This window comes from Pyxidicoccus sp. MSG2 (assembly GCF_026626705.1).
Taxonomy (GTDB): domain Bacteria; phylum Myxococcota; class Myxococcia; order Myxococcales; family Myxococcaceae; genus Myxococcus.
Window position 1 is genome coordinate 3,126,814 of record NZ_JAPNKC010000001.1, and the last position, 16,316, is coordinate 3,143,129.

Below are 16,316 nucleotides of genomic sequence, written 5' to 3' on the forward strand. Positions count from 1 at the left end.
GCTGAGCTTCTTCCCCGCCCGGGGCGGCCCCGCGCTAACGTCCCCGGCCGCCGTGGACCACCGATTCCAAGTCAGCCTCCGTGGGGTCATCGACCTCCTGTCGCACCATCTCTACAGCTCGCCAGGTGTGTATGTGCGCGAGCTGCTGCAGAACGCCACGGACGCCATCCGCGCGCGCCAGCTCCTGGAGCCCGAGCACGCGGGCACCGTCCGGCTGGAGCTGATGGAGAAGCAGGACGGCAGCCCGCCCACCCTCCTCTTCAGCGACGACGGCGTGGGGCTGACGGAGGACGAAATCCACCGCTTCCTCGCGACGATTGGTGAGTCCTCCAAGCGCGAGGAGGCCCTGGCCGCCCGCCGCAACGACTTCATCGGCCAGTTCGGCATCGGCCTCCTGTCGTGCTTCATGGTGTGCGACGAATTGCTGGTGGTGACGCGCTCGGTGCGCGGGGACGGACGGACGCTGGAGTGGCGCGGCCGGCACGACGGCACCTACGCCGTGCGGGAGTCCGAGCACCCGCTCGACAGGCCGGGCACCCAGGTCTTCCTGATGGCCCGCGCGGACATGACGGAGTGGTTCACCCCCGAGCGCCTGCGCCACCTGGCCCGGCACTACGGCGGACTGCTCCCCTTCCCCATCCAGCTCACCGCGGGCGGGCGCACCGAGCGCCTCAACCCGGACGGCCCGCCCTGGCGGCACAAATACGAGAGCGCGACCGAGCGGCGCAAGGCGCTGCTGGCGTACGGGCGCGACGTGTTCGGCACGGACTTCATCGACTGCATCCCCCTGCGCTCCACGGCGGGCGACGTGGATGGGGTGGCCTTCGTGCTGCCTGCGTCGCCGCACTTCAACGCGCGGCAGAAGCACCGCGTGTACCTCAAGCACATGCTGCTGTCGGAGAGCGCGGAGAACCTGCTCCCCGAGTGGGCCTTCTTCGTGAAGTGCGTGGTCAACGCCAACGCGCTGCGCCCCACCGCCAGCCGCGAGTCCTTCTACGAAGACGAGTCCCTCGCCCTGGCGCGCGAGGCGCTGGGCCAGGGGCTGCGCACGTACCTGGTGGAACTGGCGCACGAGGACCCGCGCGCGCTGCAGCGGCTGATTGCGCTGCACGGGCTGAGCGTGAAGGCGCTGGCGCTGGATGACGACGACTTCTACAAGCTCGTCATCCACTGGCTCCCCTTCGAGACGTCGCTGGGGGTGATGACGCTGGCGGACTACCGCCGCGCGCACCCGGTGGTGCGGTACACGCCCACGCTGGACGGCTTCCGTCAGGTGGCGCGGGTGGCCGGGGCGCAGGGGCTGTGCATCATCAACGCGGCGTACACGCACGACGCGGCGCTGCTGGAGAGGCTGCCGCACGTGGTGCCGGACGCGCAGGTGGAGCCCTTCTCCGCGGCGGACCTGCCGCAGAGCTTCGAGGAGCTGACGCTGGACGAGCGCGAGGCCGTCTTCCCGCTGCTGCGCATGGCGGAGCGCGTGCTGGCGCCGTTCCGCTGCGGCGTGGTGGTGAAGAAGTTCTTCCCGGCGGAGGTGCCCACGCTCTACAGCTCGGACGCGGAGGCCGTCTTCCGGCGCGACGCCGAGCGGGCGCGCGAGGAGTCCGACGACCTCTACGCCGGAGTGCTCGACGGCGTCATGGCGGCGGCGGGCGGTGAGCCGGCGCAGTTGTGCTTCAACCTGTACAACCCGGTGGTGCGCCGGCTGGCGGCGGTGGCGGACCGCGAGGTGCTGAAGCTGTCGGTGGAGATGCTCTACGTGCAGGCGCTGCTCCTGGGGCACCACCCGCTGAACGCGCAGGAGATGGCGCTGCTGAATCAGGGGCTTCTGGGCCTCATCTCCGCGCAGCTCGGCGGCACGGGCGAGGGCGGAGAGGGCGGCGAGGACGGCGGCGGCTCGCGGGGGTTCCACTGATGTCCGGCGACTGGCGCGAGCAGGCGCAGGGGCTGTGGGAGCGCGCGGACGCGATGGAGCCCGGCGAGGGCAAGGTGCGGCTGCTGGAGGAGGCAGTGCGGCTGGCGGACGCGCACGCGGACACGGGCCTGGGCTACATGCTGCGCGACTCGCTCATCGACGCGGCGACCTTTGGCGGCTTCCCCGACAAGGCGCTGGTGGCCTTCGCGTGGTGCCGGGGTCAGCAGAAGAAGGACCCGAAGCGCTTCGACCCCGAGGGGATGTTCTGGAAGCAGAAGTGGGTGGTGGGGCGCATCAAGGAATTCCCTCACATCACCCGCAAGCAAATTGCCGACGCGCTGGACGACGTGGAGCAGTGCTTCGCGACGGCGGACGCGGGCCGGCGCTCGGTGATGAAGCTGCGCTACATGGCGGCGAGGGAGATGGGCGACGAGGCCGAAGCGGAACGCCTGTGGGCCGCGTGGCTGGAGGCGCCGAGGGACCACCTCACGGACTGCCGCGCCTGCGAGCTGGACGACGAGCTGGACCACCACGTCGACAAGGGCGAGTGGGAGCAGGCGCTGCGCAAGGCACGCCCCATCCTGGAGGGCCGGCAGGGGTGCGCGGAGATTCCGCACCTCACCTTCGGCACGCTGCTGTACCCGCTCTTCAAGCTGGAGCACCTGGAGCAGGCGCGAGAGCTCCACCGGCGCGGCTACGCGATGGTGGCCAAGAATCGCGAGTTCCTCGCCACGGTGGGTGAGCACCTGGAGTTCCTCGCGCTGACGGACAACCTGTCGCGCGGGCTGACGCTGCTGGAGAAGCACCTAGGCTGGGCGCTGGAGCATCCGAGCCACCGGGACAGGTTTACCTTCTACGCCTCGGCCGCGTTCCTGCTGGAGCGCATCCAGGCGGAGGGCGGCCGGGACACGGTGAGCCTGCGGCTGACGAAGGCCTACCCGGGCTACCGCGCGGACTGCGGCTACGAGGTAAAGGCGCTGCACGCGTGGGTGGACGGACAGGCGCGGGAGATTGCGTCCCGCTTCGACCTGCGGAACGGGACAGACCGCTTCGCGCGACTATTGGCGCGCAACCGGACGCTGGCGCACGAGGCGCGGCCGTTCGCCATTGATTGACTCAGCAGCGCGACAACTGCAATCCCGTGGACAGAACGACTGACATTGCGGCCCCGTGTCTGTTCAATTCCCACGCGGATACGTGAAACCCGCAATACCGCCATTTCTTGAGACTCCCTACCTGTGGCCCGCGTCCGAAACGGGCGCCTCCGGCGAGTGATTGCCCCCATCCGCCGGGGTCCTCCCAACAGTGACAGGTGAGTCCATGAGCTTCGTGAAGAGTGTCGTCCTGGCCGCGTTTGCCGCGAGCGCCGTTGCGTGTGGTGGTGCCGCGGACATGGAAGAGAGCAGCACGCCGGAGCAGGTGCAGACCCCGTCCGATGAGCAGGTGAACGGCACGCAGGACGAGCGCGACGTGCACGCGCTCGCCACCTGTACCGGCTACGACGGCAACAACTTCTGCCTCGTCGAGTGCTACGACGGCACCAGCAACTGGTACAACGTCGGGCACGTCTCGAGCATCCCGTACGGCAACTGCACCGAGGCCGGCAGGAACTTCTGCGCCTACTACGGCCTCAGCCGCAAGGGCTCCTGCTGGGGGTACTGAGCTCCACGCGCACGCCTGAATGACAACGCCGGGCCCGGGAGCACTTCCCGGGTCCGGCGGTATGGACGACTCGACGTGCGCTCAGCACCTGAGGTTGTGCAACGGCTTGTCGAACGGCTCCAGCCCCTTCTTGTCGTCGGAGCCGGCTGAGCACCGACGCGCGCTCAGCGCTTCAGGTTGCGGAACGGATTGTTGAACGGCTCCGGCCCCTTCTTGTCTCCAGAACCCTGAGAGCCTGACGACGGCTTGCCGGCAGGTCCCGAAGCACTGGAGCCCGCCGCGCTGGAGGGCCGGCCACCCGCACCCGACGAAGGCCTGCCGCCGGAGCCCGCACCACCCGCGCCGGAAGGCCGCGAGTCCTGCCGGGGACCACCGCCACGCTCCGTCATCCGTCCCGTGCCCGTCGCACCGCCCACGGCCGGACGGCTCGCGCCGGCCTGCGGCGCCCCACCCTCCTGCACCGCGCGCACGGAGAGGGCCAATCGCTTGCGCGCCAGGTCCACGGTGAGCACGCGCACCGTCAGCCGGTCGCCCACCTTCACCACCTCGGACGGGTCCTTCACGAACTTCGTGGAAATTTGCGACACGTGCACCAGTCCGTCCTGGTGCACGCCCACGTCCACGAAGGCGCCGAACGCGGTGACGTTCGTCACCACGCCCTGCAGCACCATGCCCTCCTTCACGTCTTCCAGCGAGCGCAGGTCGTCGCGCATTTGCGGCGCCGTGAAGTCACCGCGCGGATCTCGGCTCGGCTTCTCCAGCTCCGCGAGGATGTCCTTCAACGTCAGCTCGCCCAGGTCCGGGCCCAGGTAGCGCTTCGCCTCAATCTTCCGCACCAGCCCCGCGTTGCCCACCAGCGCGCCCACCTCCACGCCCAGATCTTTCGCCATGCGCTCCACCACGGCGTAGCGCTCCGGGTGCACCGCGCTCGCATCCAGCGGCTCCGGCCCGCGCACGCGCAGGAAGCCCGCCGCCTGTTCGAATGTCTTCGGCCCCAGCCCGCTCACCTTGAGCAGCTCGCGCCGCGTGGTGAAGCGCCCCTTCGACGCGCGGTGCGCCACCAGCTTCTTCGCCAGCGACGGGCCCACGCCGGACACGTGCTCCAGGAGCTGCGGCGACGCGGTATTCACATCCACGCCCACCGCGTTCACACACGAGTCCACCACCTCGCCCAGCTTCTTCTTCAGCAGCCCCTGGTCCACGTCGTGCTGGTACTGCCCCACGCCGATGCTCTTGGGGTCGATCTTCACCAGCTCCGCCAGCGGGTCCTGCAGGCGCCGGCCGATGGACACCGCGCCGCGCAGGCTCACGTCCAGGTCCGGGAACTCGTCGCGCGCCACCTCGGACGCCGAGTAGATGGACGCGCCCTGCTCGCTCACCGACACCACCGGCACCTGCGAGCCCAGCGCCTTCAGCGTGTCCTTCACGAAGCCTTCCGCCTCGCGGCTGCCGGTGCCGTTGCCCACCGCAATCAGCTCCGGCTTGTGCTTCTGCACCACCGCGGACAGCAGCTTCGCGGCCCGGACGCGCTCGTCCGCGCTGCGCTCGCTGTAGAGCGTCAGCGTCTCCACCACCTTGCCGGTGACGTCCATCATCGCCAGCTTGATGCCCGTGCGCAGGCCCGGGTCCAGCGCCAGCACCGCCCGCGCGCCCGCCGGCGCCGTGAGCAACAGGTGCCGCAGGTTCTCCCCGAAGACACCGATGGCCTGCTTGTCCGCGCGCTCCTTCAGCTCCGCGCGCAGCTCCGACTCCAGCGACGGCCCCATCAGCCGCTCCCACCCGTCCTCCACCGCCGCGCGCAGCTCCTGCGAGAAGAGGGACTGCGGCTTCGTCACCACGCGCGAGCCCAGCAGCGCCTTCACCTCGTCGTCGGGCATGGAGAGCTTCACCTTCAGCACGCCCTCCTCCTCGCCGCGCAGCAGCGCCAGCACGCGGTGGGACGGGGCCTGTGACAGCGGCTCCTCGTGGCCGTAGTAGTTCTCGAACTTGGTCTGCTCGCCCTTCTTGGAGGCCACCACGTCCGAGCGCAGCGCGCCCCGCTTCGCGCACACCTCGCGAGCCTCGCGGCGCAGGCCGGCGTCCTCCGCCACGCGCTCGGCGCAGATGTCGCGCGCGCCCGCGAGCGCCGCGTCCAGGTCCGGCACCTCCTTCTCCGCGTTGACGAACGGGCGCACCTTCGCGTCCCGGTCATCGCCGCGCTTCCCCTCCTGCTTCCACACGAGGTCCGCCAGAGGCTCCAACCCCCGCTCGCGCGCAATGGCGGCACGCGTGCGGCGCTTGGGCTTGTACGGGAGATACAGGTCCTCCAGCTCGGTGCGCGTCTTCGCGGCCTTGAGCGCCTTCTCCAGCGCCGGCGTCAGCTTCCCCTGCTCCTCAATCGTGCGGAGGATGGTGTCGCGGCGGGAGTCCAGCTCGGCGCGCTCGGAAGCCCGGTCCAGGATGGTCTGGATTTGAACCTCGTCCAGACCGCCTGTGACTTCCTTGCGGTAGCGCGCGATGAAGGGAACGGTGGCGCCCTCTTCGTTCAGCGCGAGGGTCCGGTCCACCTGCTCGGGCTTGAGGCCCAGCTCCTGGGAAAGCTCGACGGCGTAGGCGTGCATGGCGCCATGTCTATAACCCGGCCCCCCGGGGCCTCCCAGAGACCGTCCCGCGGAAGCGACGCGTGGAGAACGGCCCATGCGTCCGGAGCAGGTCACCTCACCACAAGTGCGCCTGGCCGCGCCGCCGCGCCTCCCACTCGGGCCGCAACAGGCCCCAGGTCTGCTGGTCCCTGCGCTGGCCCAGTTGCATGCAGTGGCCGCGCATCGTTCCCTCCAGGGTGAAGCCCAGCTTGCGCGCCACGCCCTGCGACGCCGCGTTCTCCGCCAGTGTCACCAGCCACAGTCGGTGCAGGAAGGGCAGCGCCGTGAAGAGCCGCTCCAGCATCATCCCCACCGCGCGCGTGCCCAGCCCGCGGCCGTGGTACGCGTCGGACAGCATGTAGCCCAGCTGCGCCCGGCCATGCACCCGCGACACGTCCCGCGCGGACACCGTGCCGACCAGCCGCCCGTCATGCTCCACGAACCAGCGGAAGCCCTTCGCGCGCGAGTCCCCCAGGGTGCCCGCCTCGGCGATGCGGTGCAGCAGTTGCTCGCGTGAGTCCTCCTCCGTGTCCACGAAGCGGCGTGCCCCGGGCTCCGCGCGCAGCACCATCCAGTAGTCCACGTGTTCCGGCCGGGCCGGGAGGAGTCGGACCTCGGGAGCGCTCATGCCCGGCAGCTTAACCTCCTGGAAAGGCCGAGGGCCGCGACCGGGAAGCACGTGGCTCCCAGCGCGGCCCTCCGCACATCAGGCAACGGCCCCGCTCAGATGGCGGTGATGTCGCCGTCCTTCACGCGGAACTTCTTCGAGGTGAACTTCGCCGCCAGCTCCGAGTCGGCGCGCAGCGAGTAGTCCTTCGCGATTTCCGTGCTCGGGATGAGGTGGAAGGAAGCAATGGCCTCGTCCTTCTTCACCTCCAGCACCACGAAGCCGTGGGCGTCGCCGTCCGCGAACTTCATGCCGGGGTTGCCCGCCTTCAGCGTATCCTCCAGCTGCTGGACGATGTACTTGTGCACCGCCGAGCCCGAGCCGTAGCCCGCACCCAGCAGGGCCCGGCCCGCCAGCTCCTTGATGGAGCCGGAGGAGATGGCCGGCGCCGTCAGCGTGGGCACGCCCAGCGTGGTGGGGGACGCCGGGTTCAGGCCTTCCACCGACGCGAAGGACGCGTGGATGTCACCGGAGACGAACAGCGTGTTCTTCTGCAGGTTGTTCGCCTGGATGTACCCCAGCAGCTCCTTGCGCTTCGTGGGGAAGCCGTCCCACTGGTCCACGTTGAAGTAGAAGGACTGGCGCAGGTTCGTCTCGGGGATGTCCGTCTTCTGCGACAGGTCGTACACCATGGCGGTGAGCGACACGGAGGAGACGGCAATCTTCCAGGTGTTGGCCGCCTTCACCGTCTCCTTGAACCAGGCCTCCTGGGCGTCACCCAGCGCATTCTCACTGGCCTTCGCGGAGCCGGCGTACTTGAGGCCCGCGAACAGGTCGAACACCGGCTTCACGACGATGTAGCGCGAGCCCTGGATGGTGAAGAGCGTGGGCTTGCCCATGTGCACGTACGCCACGCCGCGCGGCGTCTCCGCGGTGATGGCGATGCGCGGAATGGCCGACTGGCCCGCGGCCACGCGCGCCGCGCTGACGGCGTCGATGACCTGGTTGACGTAGAACAGCGACTGGTTGCCCTTCACCCACGTGGCGGCCTTGGCGGCGGCCTGCTCCTGGGTGAGGCCCGCCTGCACCGCCTGCTGCACGTACGCGCCCTGCAGGGCCTGCTTGTACGGAGCGAGCGGCGCCGCGTCGATGTCGACGTACGCGAACGTGTCCGCCGTGAAGGCCGGCTTGTACGGCGCCGGCATCGTCGCCGAGTCGATGACCACCGTGCCCGGGTACGCGTCCTCGGGGATGAGGTGGTCCGGACGCTGGCTGCGCATGTCCAGCACCATCAGCTTCAGGTGCTGGCCGAACTCGAAGTCACGCCAGATCTTCGTCCCACCCGCCTGGGCGGCGACCACCTGGTCGATGTCGATGGCACCCTCGGCCGCCGCGGTGTTGTCCAGCGGGATGTACTCGAAGAAGGCCTGCTCCGCGTTCTTGCGGCGCGCCGTCTGCTTCTCGTCGAAGCGCCCGTCCGAGTACGTCGCGGTGTCGCCCCAGCAGTCATCGGAGAACTCGTGGTCGTCCCACACGATGATGAACGGGTAGCGCTCGTGGACCTTCTGGATGATCTTGTCCGAGCGGATGGCCTTGTAGAGGTCGCGGTAGTTGGACAGCGCGTTGGCCGCGTAGAAGGCCACCAGGCCCTCGCCCTCGCGCAGCGCCTTCTCCGGCTCGGCGAAGACGATGGAGCGCGTGCCGTTGGCGTCCTGGAAGGACGAGTCGCCCGTCGTCTCGTAGACGTAGTCGCCGAGGAACACGACGAAGTCGAGGTCCTCGTCGAGCTGCAGCAGGCGCTGCCACGCGTTGTAGTAGCGGCCGATGAAGTCCTGGCAGCTGGCGAAGACGAACTTCACCGGCACGTCCGCGCCCGCGGCCGGCGCCGTGCGGGTACGGCCCGTCGCGGAGCTGACCTTCTGGCCATTCACGTCGACGGTGAAGCGGTAGTAGTACGTCGTGCGCGGCGACAGGTTGGTGACCTTCACCTTGAGGGCGTGGTCATGCGCCGCGACCGCGGTGTAGGACTCGTTCAGCACCAGGCTGCTGAAGTCCTGGCTGGTGGAGACCTCCAGCTGCACCGCCCGGTTGGCGCTGGCGTTGTCCGGGTCCACCGCGCGCACCCACAGCACCACGCTGTCCGGGCGCGGATCGCCCGAGGCCACCGACTGCGGGAAGAACTTCGCGGTGTCATCCGACGGCGCCCCCGACTCGTCTTCGTTGCAGCCAAACGCGGTGCTCGCGGCGACGGCGACGACGGCTTGAAGGAAACTGCGACGCTTGAATGGGTCGAACAAGGCAGGACTCCGGGCGGGTTTTGGAAACTGGAGCGCGGAGTCTAAGTCGCTCAACTGCCTGCCAGGAAACATCCACTTGCGCTTCCGCGCGCAACGCGCCGTGTCATCCACCAGCGGTGTGTGCGGGCATGGCGCGGGGAGAAAAGCAGGAGGGCCGACCCCCTCGCGGAAGGCCGGCCCTCGTACTCAGGCTGCATTGACCGGGGACTGGCTCCGGCTCACTTCACGGCCTTCACGCGGGCGCGCTTCTCGGTGCCACCCTCGGCGGGGGCCTCTTCCGCGGCGGGCGCGGCGGCGGCGGCCGGCGCCTTGTTGATGCCGTACTTCTCCAGCACGCGGGCCTCGATGTCCTTGGCCACCTCGGGGTGCTCCTTGAGGTAGTCCTTGGCATTCTCACGGCCCTGGCCGATGCGCTCTCCGTTGAAGGAGAACCAGCTGCCGCTCTTCTCCACGATGTTGTCGTTGGAGGCGAGGTCGATGAGGTCGCCCTCACGGGAGATGCCCGTGCCGTACATGATGTCGAACTCGACCTCCTTGAACGGGGGGGCCACCTTGTTCTTCACGACCTTCACGCGGGTGCGGCTGCCCACCACGTTCTCGCCGTTCTTGATGGCGCCGATGCGGCGGATGTCCAGGCGCTGCGACGCGTAGAACTTCAGCGCGTTGCCGCCCGTCGTCGTCTCGGGGTTGCCGAACATCACGCCAATCTTCATGCGGATCTGGTTGATGAAGATGACGCACGTCTGGCTCTTGGAGATGGTGCCCGTGAGCTTGCGGAGCGCCTGGCTCATGAGGCGGGCCTGCACGCCCATGTGGGCGTCGCCCATCTCACCCTCGAGCTCGGCCTTCGGCACGAGCGCGGCGACCGAGTCCACCACCAGCACGTCGATGGCGCCCGAGCGCACCAGCATCTCCGCGATTTCGAGCCCCTGCTCACCGGTGTCCGGCTGGCTCAAGAGCAGGTCATCGGTGCGCACGCCCAGCTTGCGGGCATAGCCCACGTCGAGCGCGTGCTCCGCGTCCACGTAGCCGCAGATGCCGCCACGCTTCTGCGCCTCGGCGACGATGTGGAGACACAGCGTCGTCTTGCCGGAGGACTCCGGCCCGAAGATTTCGATGATGCGGCCCTTGGGCACGCCACCCACGCCCAGGGCGATATCCAGGGAGATCGAGCCCGTCGAAATGGCCTGGATGTCGCGCATCAGCGGCTCGTCCTTGCCGAGCCGCATGATGGACCCCTTGCCGAACTGGCGCTCCACCGCGGACATCGCCAGCTCGATCGCCTTTTCCTTCTCCTGATTCACGGCCATTTCTGACTGCTCCTTGTATTGGCGGACCACCCCGGTCCACCTGAACGCGCTTTTAGTACGCGATGGGTAGACCCTAGTCCACCCCTCTGACATCCGTCCTGCATCCTGGCCTTCAGCTCTCGCGGAGGGCAGCCAGGAAGGCGGCCACCAGCCCGCCCAGGACGACCCACAGGCCCACCGGCCCGTCGGTGACGAGTGGAACCACCAGCCCGAGGCAGGTGACGAGGGCCAGCAGACCGAGCCCCACCCGGTACACGGCGGACTTCGGGGGGGCAAGCCACAAGGCCATCAGGGCCAGCACGGAGAGACCTACCTGCGTGGTGACCAGGCTGTCAGGCCCGCCCGACCTCGCCAGTTCCTGCGCCACCTGGGTCAGCAGCCCCGCCACCAGCACGGTGCCGGGGACGGCGGGGCCCAGGGCGTGGCCCACGCCCCGGCGCCCGTGGGCGCGCAGGTGCTCCAGGTCCTCCGGCCGCACCTCCAGGGCGTAGGGGAAGCCCAGGGACAGGAGCGACTCCACCGCCACGGCGCGGCAGGAGCGGCCCCGGGTGTCCACCAGCCCCTCCAGCTTCCCGGTCTCCAGGAGCCGGTGGAAGGTGTCCGCCAGCGGACGATTCCCCCCTTCCGCGGCAATCTGCTCCAGCAGCGCGTTCAGCCGCAGGGCCAGTTCCGGGCGCTCCTTCTCCGGTGCGCGGCGGGCCTGCTCCGTCAGCACCAGGATGGGCAGCGGCAACTCCAGCGGCGGGGTGGGCTTGCCCGGCAGCGCGAGCCGGGACGGCCCGGCGGCCTCGGGGGAGCGGCGCTCGCCCTGCCTGGCGTGGCGCGCGGACGGAGCCACCGCCGCGGGAGGCGGGGCCTTCTCCAGCGGAGAGGAAAACGGCCCCTCCCAGGAGGCCAGGTCCTCGTCCGCTTCCCCGGGCGGGGCCTCCCTCTCCACGGCGCCGGCCGCGGGAGGCTCCCAGGCCGCCACGTCGGGGGGCCGGGTCTCCGGGGCCTCCTCCGGGAGCCGGTGCGTAGGTGGATGTAGACGAGGAGCGTCCGGCACGGAGGAAACTGTAGCCACGGGCCCGGGTGCGGTTCAAAGCGAAGGCGCCCGCAACTTCTTGCGGGCAACGGGGTTGATGTCCGCCGTGGACCTGGATTCGGACGCACAGGCGATGCTGAAGGTGGCCAAGGGAGACCGCCAGGCGTTTGCCTGGCTGTTCGACCGCTACCACGCGAGCGTGGCGCGGTTCGCCTTCCGCTTCGTGAATGACCGGGAGCGCGCGGAGGAGCTCACGCAGGACATCTTCGTGAAGCTCTACCGCCACGCGGGCGCCTACAAGCCGACGGCGCGCTTCAAGACGTTCCTCTTCCGGGTGGCCACCAACCACTGCCTCAACGAGGTGCGGCGAGGAGAGTACCGGGTGTCCCATACCTCGTCCGAGACGCCGGAAGGTGAAGAGACGGGAGCGGTGGAGATGGCGGGGCCGGAGGGTGACAGGCCGGACCAAGCGCTGGCGGGGCGGGAGTTGGAGCGGGTGGTGGGCGCGGCGCTGGGAGACATGAGCGCCCGGGAGCGCGCGGCCTTCACCATGTGCCGCTTCGAGGGCATGGCGTACCGGGACATCGCGGAGGCGCTCGAGGCGAGCGAGGCCGCGGTGAAGAGTCTCATCCATCGCGCGACGCTGGCGGTGGCGCGAAGGATTGAAGAGCTGCAGGCGGGCACCGCGCCCGCGAGGAGCAGGGCATGAGCTGTGGTTTCGAAGAGGACCTGACGGCGTACGTGGACGGGGAGCTGCCCCCGGCCCGGCGCGAGGAGGTGGCGGCCCACCTGGGCACCTGCGCCGGATGCCGCTCCACGCACGCGCTCTTGCGCAACACCGTGGCGCGGCTGGCGGAGCTGCCCGCGTATGAGCCCTCCTCCGCCACCCGGCGCGCGGTGATGGCGAAGCTGGACGCGCTGCCGGTGCCCTGGTGGGAGCGACTCCGGACGTGGCTGCGGCCCGTGGTGCTGGTGCCGACGGCGGGCCTTGCCGCCGCGGTGGGCCTGGCGCTGCTGATGGCGGGCCCCGGCCCGGACGCGCCGCCCGAGCTGGAGGACGCGGCGGTGATGGAGCTGGCCGCCAACCTGGAAGTGGCCGAGGACTACGAGGTGCTCGGACTGGACAGCGCGGAAGACCTGGAGGTCGTCGCGAACCTCCACGAACTGGAGGCGACGCCATGATGAAGCGACTGGACCTGGCCGCGCTGGGACTGGTGGTGACGCTGCTGGCGGGCGCCACCGCGCGCGCGGAGACGGAGGCGCCCCGCACGGCGGCCGAGCGCTTCGAGCGGATGACGCCCGAGGAGAAGGAGGCGCTGCGCGCGAAGCTGCGCGAGTTCAAGTCGCTGCCTCCGGACGAGCAGGCGCGCATCCGCGGCAACCTGGAGCGCTGGCGCAAGCTGCCGCCCGAGGAGCGCGAGCGCATCCGCGCCAACCTGCGCGAGCTGAAGCGACTCTCCCCCGCGGAGAGACAGGCGCTGCGGGAGCGCGTGCGCGAGCTGAGGAAGCTGCCGCCCGAGGAGCGCGCGGAGATGCGCGAGCGCGTGCGGCAGTACCTGCGCGAGCACCCCGAGAAGCGCGAGCAGATGATGGAGAACATGCGGCGCTGGCGGCAGTTGTCGCCCGAGCAGCGTCAGGAGGTGCGCGAGCGCCTGCGCGAGAGGCGGCGCCGGTGAGCCGCGGCCCGACAGTCCTTCCGGTGGCGACAGGCAGCGCGCGCAAAGCAGCGGCGGTGAGCGGCGGCGCGATGCACTCCCTCGCGACACCTCGCCATGCACGGGGCGCGGCCCGCTGGAGCCGGGCCCTCGCCGCGTTCCTCGTCGCCCTGACGCTGGGAGCACTCCCCGCCGCCGCGCAGGAGTCACCGCCTCCTCCGCCGCCCCCTTCCGTCCCCGCCCAGCCTCCGCCGCCCAGGAGCACACCGCGCGCCCAGCCCACACTGACCGACGAGGACCGCGAGGTGGTGGAGAACCTGGAGCTGCTCGAGAGCCTGGATGCGACCGAGGACCTGGATGTCCTGCTGGAGCTGAGCCAGAAGGAATGAGCCACAGCGGAACCACCGTCCACGCCTGACGGAATGGTGCAACCGAGTTGCATACGCACTCATCGTGCGCGTGGCGGCGGGTGACGGAAGAGGGCTTCGCGGTACAATCGGGCCATGCTCGTCGCGGTCCCCCGCCCCGTCGAGGTTCCCTCTCGCCGCTTCGGCCACTACCTGCTGCGCACGCGCCTCGGCACCGGAGGCATGGCCGAGGTATTCCTCGCGGACGCGGTGGACGTGCGCGGCCAGCCCTTCAGCGTGGCGCTCAAGCTGATGCGCAGGGACGTGCCCGCGGAGGTCTTCGCCGACGAGGCGGACCTGATGGGCCTGCTGGAGCACCCCAACCTCGTGCAGCGGCTGGAGGTGGGCGAGGCCTTCGGGCGCCCCTTCATCGCCATGGAGTTGCTGGTGGGAGGAGACCTGGGCGGGTTGATGCGCGCGCTGCATCAGCAGCGCCTGCCCTTCCCTCCCGACATGGCCGTCCACGTGGGAATCGAGGTGCTGCGCGGGCTGGCCTACTTCCACCAGGCGCGCACGCGCAGCGGCCGGCCGTTGGGGCTGGTGCACGGCGACGTCAACCCCGCCAACATCTTCTTCTCCGGCGACGGCGACGTGAAGCTCGGCGACTTCGGCGTGGCCAAGGCGCACGGCGCGGACATCGGCCCGGCGGACGGCGTGGCCGCGGGCAAGCTGCACTACCTCTCCCCGGAGCAGACGCGCGGCGAGCCGCTCACCCCCGCCTCGGACGTCTTCGCCATGGGCATCGTCCTCCATGAGTTGCTCGTGGGCACGCACCCCTTCCAGCGTGAGTCCACGGACGTGCACGTGGTGATGGCGGCCATCCGCGCGGCACGCCTCCACCTGCCCTTCACCATGGACCGGACGCTCGCCGCCATCCTCCGCAAGGCCCTGGCGCCGGACATGGCCAGCCGCTACCGCACCGCGGGCGAGCTCGCCGGCGCGCTCCTCACCTGGTCCCTGGACACGGGCCACGGCCCCACGCGCACGGACGTGCGGCGCTGGCTGGCGGAAGCGCTCGGCCTCATCGGCTGAAATGACGAAGCCCCGGACTTCGGGCCGGCTGCTCCGGGATGGGCAGCACTCTTCCTTTGCACCAGAAACGGTTCGCGGTGAAGCCTCGATGGGGAGCAGCACTGGAGCAACGAGACCCGTCTCATGAGGGTTTCACCTGCTGGGCGCAAGGCGCTGGCGTGCCTCCTTCAGAAGAACCGTGAGGACGCGGCCCCCGGCATGCATCAGGTACGGGGCGCTCTCGCCACGGCGGTCCTTGTACTCGCGCAGGACGATTCGTCCCGCCTCGGCTTCGGCGGCAAGCCATTCCACGACCTCGGTGAGGGAAGGAGCGAGGACGGCCTTGTCGTCCTCGTCGCGGCCGAAGTTGATGACCTGACCGGAGGTACCGCGCTCGCCCGGGGAGAGGTCCACACCAAGGTAGTTACCTTCCAGTGGCTCCTTCCACAGGGGCAGCCACCCCTCGCAAGTGTAGGCGCGCCGAATGGCGCCTCCAGGCAAGGAGCTGGCCAGGGCTCCGAGCGCCTTGAGCTGTCTGGGTTGATGGGTGGCTCGCAGCTCGGCCCAGACCCGCCACTCGGAGAGCGCCGTTTCGACGGGGAGGAACTGGAAGCCGGCGAGAAGCCCTGGATGCTCGCCCTGCTGGCCGTCATTCAACAGCCATTGCGCGACGACCTCCTCGGGCAGTGGGCGCCCCATGGCCTCTGCCAACGCGTGGAGACTCGAGTCGGAGGCTGGAGGACGCAGTTGCAGGAAGAACGAGGGATGATGTGCTCGCAGCCATTCCCGATACCGCCCCCAGGCGTTCGTCAGCCGCTCCGCCTCCTCATTCCTCGTCATACTGAAAGTCGGCGGTGAAGGCCCAGCGCCCATCCGGCTTGCGCCGGAAGACGTAGCAGGCGCTCCGAAGGCCTGTGGTGTAGCGCCGGTGCAAGAGGAAGAGCTTCCTCACGGCGAGCTGGACCTCCTCGTCAGGCACCACGGTGCCGGACCCGACAGCGAGCGGCTCGATGCTCAACACATAGCTCTCGCTACTGTCCGTCCCGGGCTGGCGCTCCGCCCGAAGGCTCGCCGCATCCCACTGGGAGGGAAGCAGGGCCAACACCGCGCCCCCCAGTTCCCGGTCAATCGGAAGCTGTTCCTCCTGCAGCATGGCTCACCCGTAGTGCATCTGTGTTTCGACGTCGTACTGGCGAGGATCTCCAGCCACGCGCCAGAGCGGCCAGCGAAGCTCACGCCCGTGCTGGGTATACAGCTCGAAGGCCCGCTTCAGCAGTCCCTCGAGCTCCGGACTGATGGCCACCTCGCGAAAGTCCTCGTCCTTGGTGACGAGGAACCTCGCGAGAGAGGGCAGGCGCTGCTCGAAGGTCAGCTCCGACCAGCCGCCGCCCGCGGCTGCAATCATCGCCCTGGCAACGGCCTGGTCCAGCGGCTCCCGGGCCCGCTCGAGCACCTCGCGTGCGTCGGAGGTCTCGAGGGCCACGTCGTAGGTCCATCCCGCTTCGCCTCGATGGAACTTGAACTCGATGAGATGCAGCGGCACCCCCGCCGCGATGGCTTCCTTGAAGAAGCGCCGGTACGCGGCGACGAGCGCGGAGCCATCATGACGGATGGGCGGCGGCTTCCCCCCCTTGAGGCTTCCACCGTTGAGCGCACTGCCTTCGGGGTCCGCATCGTCGTCGAGCATGGCGCGAGAGGTCGCGGTGACATGCACGGGCGGAGCATCTCGGAGGTAGCCCCGCATCACGTTCGCCAAGGCTTCGATGTGCGGGTGCAGTTTCTCTCGGGGGGTCATGCTGGAGCTTCCTTT

General features: G+C 69.7%; 16 protein-coding genes. 8 read left to right on the forward strand and 8 right to left on the reverse strand.

Annotated features, from left to right (window positions below; all coding sequences use genetic code 11):
* Positions 1 to 52: 52 nt before the first annotated feature.
* From OV427_RS11680 to OV427_RS11690, 3 genes are all read left to right on the forward strand, one after another.
* Positions 53 to 1,912, forward strand: coding sequence for an HSP90 family protein (locus OV427_RS11680; RefSeq protein WP_267856156.1), 1,860 nt, complete (start codon positions 53 to 55; stop codon positions 1,910 to 1,912).
* A complete protein-coding gene (locus OV427_RS11685) occupies positions 1,912 to 3,027 on the forward strand; it encodes a hypothetical protein (RefSeq protein WP_267856157.1) in 1,116 nt (371 codons plus the stop codon). The genes OV427_RS11680 and OV427_RS11685 overlap by 1 nt, the downstream gene beginning before the upstream one ends.
* 205 nt (positions 3,028 to 3,232) lie before the next feature.
* Positions 3,233 to 3,574: a hypothetical protein gene (locus tag OV427_RS11690; RefSeq protein ID WP_267856158.1), complete on the forward strand. Its 342-nt coding sequence runs from the start codon at positions 3,233 to 3,235 to the stop codon at positions 3,572 to 3,574.
* A 164-nt stretch (positions 3,575 to 3,738) separates the two neighbouring features.
* Here the strand turns inward: OV427_RS11690 and OV427_RS11695 are convergent, their stop codons facing one another.
* The 5 genes from OV427_RS11695 to OV427_RS11715 form a co-directional block, all read right to left on the reverse strand.
* The gene (locus tag OV427_RS11695; RefSeq protein ID WP_267856159.1) at positions 3,739 to 6,174 is read right to left on the reverse strand and encodes a Tex family protein; all 2,436 of its coding nucleotides are present in this window, start codon (positions 6,172 to 6,174) and stop codon (positions 3,739 to 3,741) included.
* Between the two features lie 97 nt (positions 6,175 to 6,271).
* The gene (locus tag OV427_RS11700; RefSeq protein WP_267856160.1) at positions 6,272 to 6,823 is read right to left on the reverse strand and encodes a GNAT family N-acetyltransferase; all 552 of its coding nucleotides are present in this window, start codon (positions 6,821 to 6,823) and stop codon (positions 6,272 to 6,274) included.
* A gap of 95 nt (positions 6,824 to 6,918) precedes the next feature.
* Positions 6,919 to 9,171, reverse strand: coding sequence for an alkaline phosphatase D family protein (locus OV427_RS11705; RefSeq protein ID WP_420718262.1), 2,253 nt, complete (start codon positions 9,169 to 9,171; stop codon positions 6,919 to 6,921).
* A gap of 146 nt (positions 9,172 to 9,317) precedes the next feature.
* Positions 9,318 to 10,409, reverse strand: coding sequence for a recombinase RecA (recA, locus tag OV427_RS11710; protein ID WP_267856162.1), 1,092 nt, complete (start codon positions 10,407 to 10,409; stop codon positions 9,318 to 9,320).
* 112 nt (positions 10,410 to 10,521) lie between these two features.
* Positions 10,522 to 11,379 carry a hypothetical protein gene (locus tag OV427_RS11715; protein ID WP_267856163.1) on the reverse strand — a complete coding sequence of 286 codons (858 nt, stop codon included), beginning with the start codon at positions 11,377 to 11,379 and terminating at the stop codon, positions 10,522 to 10,524.
* 151 nt (positions 11,380 to 11,530) lie between these two features.
* On the opposite strand from OV427_RS11715, the gene OV427_RS11720 reads away from it, so the two are divergent.
* The 5 genes from OV427_RS11720 (at position 11,531) to OV427_RS11740 (ending at position 14,527) form a co-directional block, all read left to right on the forward strand.
* Positions 11,531 to 12,142, forward strand: coding sequence for an RNA polymerase sigma factor (locus OV427_RS11720; protein WP_267856164.1), 612 nt, complete (start codon positions 11,531 to 11,533; stop codon positions 12,140 to 12,142).
* Positions 12,139 to 12,615, forward strand: coding sequence for an anti-sigma factor family protein (locus OV427_RS11725; protein WP_267856165.1), 477 nt, complete (start codon positions 12,139 to 12,141; stop codon positions 12,613 to 12,615). Before OV427_RS11720 ends, OV427_RS11725 begins: the two co-directional genes overlap by 4 nt.
* The gene (locus OV427_RS11730) at positions 12,612 to 13,109 is read left to right on the forward strand and encodes a DUF3106 domain-containing protein (protein WP_267856166.1); all 498 of its coding nucleotides are present in this window, start codon (positions 12,612 to 12,614) and stop codon (positions 13,107 to 13,109) included. Before OV427_RS11725 ends, OV427_RS11730 begins: the two co-directional genes overlap by 4 nt.
* 71 nt (positions 13,110 to 13,180) lie before the next feature.
* Positions 13,181 to 13,477, forward strand: a complete 297-nt coding sequence (locus OV427_RS11735; RefSeq protein ID WP_267856167.1) for a hypothetical protein — start codon at positions 13,181 to 13,183, stop codon at positions 13,475 to 13,477.
* 114 nt (positions 13,478 to 13,591) lie between these two features.
* Positions 13,592 to 14,527 (forward strand): serine/threonine-protein kinase, encoded by a 936-nt coding sequence (locus OV427_RS11740; RefSeq protein ID WP_267856168.1) that lies wholly within the window; start codon positions 13,592 to 13,594, stop codon positions 14,525 to 14,527.
* A gap of 132 nt (positions 14,528 to 14,659) precedes the next feature.
* Here the strand turns inward: OV427_RS11740 and OV427_RS11745 are convergent, their stop codons facing one another.
* The 3 genes from OV427_RS11745 to OV427_RS11755 are packed head-to-tail and all read right to left on the reverse strand — an operon-like array spanning position 14,660 to position 16,301.
* Positions 14,660 to 15,379, reverse strand: coding sequence for an SMI1/KNR4 family protein (locus OV427_RS11745; RefSeq protein WP_324289952.1), 720 nt, complete (start codon positions 15,377 to 15,379; stop codon positions 14,660 to 14,662).
* A complete protein-coding gene (locus OV427_RS11750; RefSeq protein WP_267856170.1) occupies positions 15,333 to 15,659 on the reverse strand; it encodes a hypothetical protein in 327 nt (108 codons plus the stop codon). Before OV427_RS11750 ends, OV427_RS11745 begins: the two co-directional genes overlap by 47 nt.
* Before the next feature lie 3 nt (positions 15,660 to 15,662).
* The gene (locus OV427_RS11755; RefSeq protein WP_267856171.1) at positions 15,663 to 16,301 is read right to left on the reverse strand and encodes a hypothetical protein; all 639 of its coding nucleotides are present in this window, start codon (positions 16,299 to 16,301) and stop codon (positions 15,663 to 15,665) included.
* Positions 16,302 to 16,316: the final 15 nt, after the last annotated feature.

Coding starts and splice junctions, on each gene's coding strand:
- OV427_RS11685 (WP_267856157.1), top strand. CDS start 1,912: ATGTCCGGCGACTGGCGCGAGCAGGCGCAGGGGCTGTGGGAGCGCGCG.
- OV427_RS11690 (WP_267856158.1), top strand. CDS start 3,233: ATGAGCTTCGTGAAGAGTGTCGTCCTGGCCGCGTTTGCCGCGAGCGCC.
- OV427_RS11695 (WP_267856159.1), bottom strand. CDS start 6,174: ATGCACGCCTACGCCGTCGAGCTTTCCCAGGAGCTGGGCCTCAAGCCC.
- OV427_RS11700 (WP_267856160.1), bottom strand. CDS start 6,823: ATGAGCGCTCCCGAGGTCCGACTCCTCCCGGCCCGGCCGGAACACGTG.
- OV427_RS11705 (WP_420718262.1), bottom strand. CDS start 9,171: ATGTTTCCTGGCAGGCAGTTGAGCGACTTAGACTCCGCGCTCCAGTTT.
- recA (WP_267856162.1), bottom strand. CDS start 10,409: ATGGCCGTGAATCAGGAGAAGGAAAAGGCGATCGAGCTGGCGATGTCC.
- OV427_RS11720 (WP_267856164.1), top strand. CDS start 11,531: ATGTCCGCCGTGGACCTGGATTCGGACGCACAGGCGATGCTGAAGGTG.
- OV427_RS11725 (WP_267856165.1), top strand. CDS start 12,139: ATGAGCTGTGGTTTCGAAGAGGACCTGACGGCGTACGTGGACGGGGAG.
- OV427_RS11730 (WP_267856166.1), top strand. CDS start 12,612: ATGATGAAGCGACTGGACCTGGCCGCGCTGGGACTGGTGGTGACGCTG.
- OV427_RS11735 (WP_267856167.1), top strand. CDS start 13,181: ATGCACTCCCTCGCGACACCTCGCCATGCACGGGGCGCGGCCCGCTGG.
- OV427_RS11740 (WP_267856168.1), top strand. CDS start 13,592: ATGCTCGTCGCGGTCCCCCGCCCCGTCGAGGTTCCCTCTCGCCGCTTC.
- OV427_RS11745 (WP_324289952.1), bottom strand. CDS start 15,379: ATGGGCGCTGGGCCTTCACCGCCGACTTTCAGTATGACGAGGAATGAG.
- OV427_RS11750 (WP_267856170.1), bottom strand. CDS start 15,659: ATGCTGCAGGAGGAACAGCTTCCGATTGACCGGGAACTGGGGGGCGCG.
- OV427_RS11755 (WP_267856171.1), bottom strand. CDS start 16,301: ATGACCCCCCGAGAGAAACTGCACCCGCACATCGAAGCCTTGGCGAAC.